Source organism: Cellulophaga sp. (assembly GCF_039943695.1).
In the GTDB taxonomy this organism is placed as follows: domain Bacteria; phylum Bacteroidota; class Bacteroidia; order Flavobacteriales; family Flavobacteriaceae; genus Cellulophaga.
Map to the genome: position 1 here is coordinate 1 of NZ_JBDVAA010000017.1, position 2,728 is coordinate 2,728.

Genomic DNA, 2,728 nt, shown 5'->3' on the forward strand with positions numbered 1-2,728 from the left:
GTTTGTAGCTAATTTTAAAAAGTACAATGCGTGGTAAAATAAAGGTTTTACTATCGCTTATTAAAAATGTACTAAAAGAATTGTCTTGCTTAAACTGTGTGTCAAATAAATTAGTAGCTTTAATTTCAAAACCCCAAGGGCTATCTTCTTGTTGGTAAAAAAGAGAAACCATAGCATTGTCAAAACTAGTATCTATGTTTCGGTCTTTATTCACATAATTATCAAAATTATATTCTGCTTTTAAGGTAAAATCTTCTAGAAAAACATAATCTAAATAGGTGAAAAAATTGGTGCTTCTATACTTGTTTTTCCCTACAGATGTGTTGTAGTCACTATCGGTTTGTGTGTAGCCAACCTCTAAATTTGGGCCTTTTTTAAAAACAGTCTCTAGGCTTACGGTATTTAAGAACCTCCCAGAGGTGTTTTTTTGTGTCTCTGAGTTTACAAGCTGGTAAAAATTACTGTAGTTGTAGGAGCCTCTATATTTAGCCATTATTTTTTTTATTCTTTTATTAAAATTGCCACTAAAGTACCAGTCGTCTTCTGGTTGTGTAAACAGTATTAAAGAATTAAATTGGTTAATGCCTTGCAACTGCGTTTCTCCTTTTAACTGCTTTGTTTTTTTATTGTATCTAACATTTAAGTTGTAAAATAAACCACGCAATAAACTTCTTTTAGAGTAGTTAAAACTTGTGGTATGAAAAAACTCATTTTCTAAGTTAGCATTGCCTCTAAAAACCGAATTGAAATTACGGAGTATAAAATTACTTGCTAGGTTATTTACAGAAGGAAAACGAGCATTTGCTTTGTACTTAAAATTTGCTTTTGCGCCGTTTTTAAATTTAATTTCTGTAGTAAACTCTGGTGTAAGTACCGTTTTTGTATTGGTTGTTTTTGTTTGTAGTTGATGTAAAGACCAATTAAAATAATGCTGATATACGGCAGGTTTAAACGTAAAAATACCAGTTCTAAATTTGTATTCTAAACCAACATAAGTGTCTATAAAATTATGCTGTAGGTTGTTACCAAAATCGGCAGTGTTAAAATTGTTTATTTCTCCGCTACTTAATAGCTGTACATCTTCATTTACAAAAGAGTTAAAGGTTGAGTTTACACCCAAACTAAAATACAAATGATTATAGTTGTTTAACACCCAATAGTCTTTTACAATGGCATTTATACTGTGTGTTTTTACTTCTTTGGTTTGTTGTATGTTATACACATCATCTGCCTGTAACGGAATTAATCCTTGTAGTATTTCTTTATCTGTTTGCCAATTTGTGTTGGGCTTGTCTACAGTGTAACTGTGTGTAACCTCTAAAGTACCGGTGTGGTTGTCTGTTAATTTACGACTATAGGTTACGTTTTGTTTTAAGGTTAGTGCATCTATATCATTAGTGGTACGTATGCTATTGGTGTTTGTTGGGCTGTTTGTGTTAATAGTGTTTAAACCATTGTTGTTGGTTAGTTTTACAAACGTATTAAAGGCAAAATCCTCTTTGTAGGTTGGGTCATAATCTAGTGTTATTTTACCAATGGTAAAAAAGTTATTGGCATTGCCAGTGGTGGTTCTGTTTTCTGTAAAAGGATCGTTGTTGTTTTGGTAAATATTCTCGGTTTGGTTTTCTGTATCGGTATCTGTTTTAGAAGCAATAACATAACCACTAATATCTGTGGTGCTATTTATAGCTTGGCGTACATTAAACGCACCAAATTTTTGACTACGCTCTTTAAAATCGTTGTTATTTAAAAACTGGCTAAAGTCTGACTGAAACAAACTAGACATACTGCCAGAACCAGCCAATATTTTGCTAAAACCGCCTTCAAACTCCATATAGTCGCTAAACGTAAATGCTTTTTCGCCAGTATTGTTTACATCACCAATAAAATTAATATTGGTTTTAGGGCTGTAGTAAAATACATTTGGGTGTATGGCATACCTGTCTTTATGGCCCGCAGCAACATCTAAATCTCCAAACAAAAAGCGTTTTTTGTCTTTTTTAAGTTTAATGTTTAGTGCCATTTTATCTGTGTCTTGCAACCCTTTAAGCATAGCAATTTCACTATAGTTATCTATAACCTCTATTTGGTCTACAACATTGGCAGGTATGTTGTTTACAGCCATTTTGGTGTTTCCTGTAAAAAAGGGTTTGTTGTCTACCAAAACATTGGTAATTTTTTTACCGTTAGAGGTTACATTACCTTCCCTGTCTACGTCTAAACCAGGTAGTTTTTTTAAGGTTTCTCGTAGTTTGCGTTCTTTGCCATTGGTAAAGGCATCTGTGTCATAAACAGTAGTATCTTCTTTAACCTCTATAGGTATTTTGTAGGTGAGCTCTACACCGTCTAAAGTGTTTACATCTTCTTGTAAAACAAAGTTTTTAATGGTTTTTTCTGTTGCTGTAGTGGAAACTACTAGTTTTTTATAGCCTATATAGCTAATGTTAATTTGGTAGGTATAGCCTTTTTGCAAACGTAAAATATAAGCACCTTTTTCATTGGTAATGGCAAAAGCAGTTTCTGCATCATCACTATCTGGAAAAGCTAAAATATTAGCATTAGGTAAAGGACTTTGCACGCTGTCTTGCACAAAGCCTTTGTATGTAATTTCTTGGCTGTAAGCAATAAATGAAATAAAAAAGAAAGTAAAAAATAACTTTTTAGTCATAAAATAAGAACTTGATTTTTTTAATTCCTAAGAGGTGGATTTAAATTATCATATTTTTTT

At 32.3% G+C, this 2,728-nt stretch carries 1 protein-coding gene; it reads right to left on the reverse strand.

From position 1 onward, the window contains the following. Positions 1-2,668, reverse strand: a 2,668-nt coding sequence (locus tag ABJD66_RS01560) for a carboxypeptidase-like regulatory domain-containing protein (RefSeq protein ID WP_348127441.1), incomplete at its 3' end; no start/stop codon positions are given. Between the last annotated feature and the right edge of the window lie 60 nt (positions 2,669-2,728).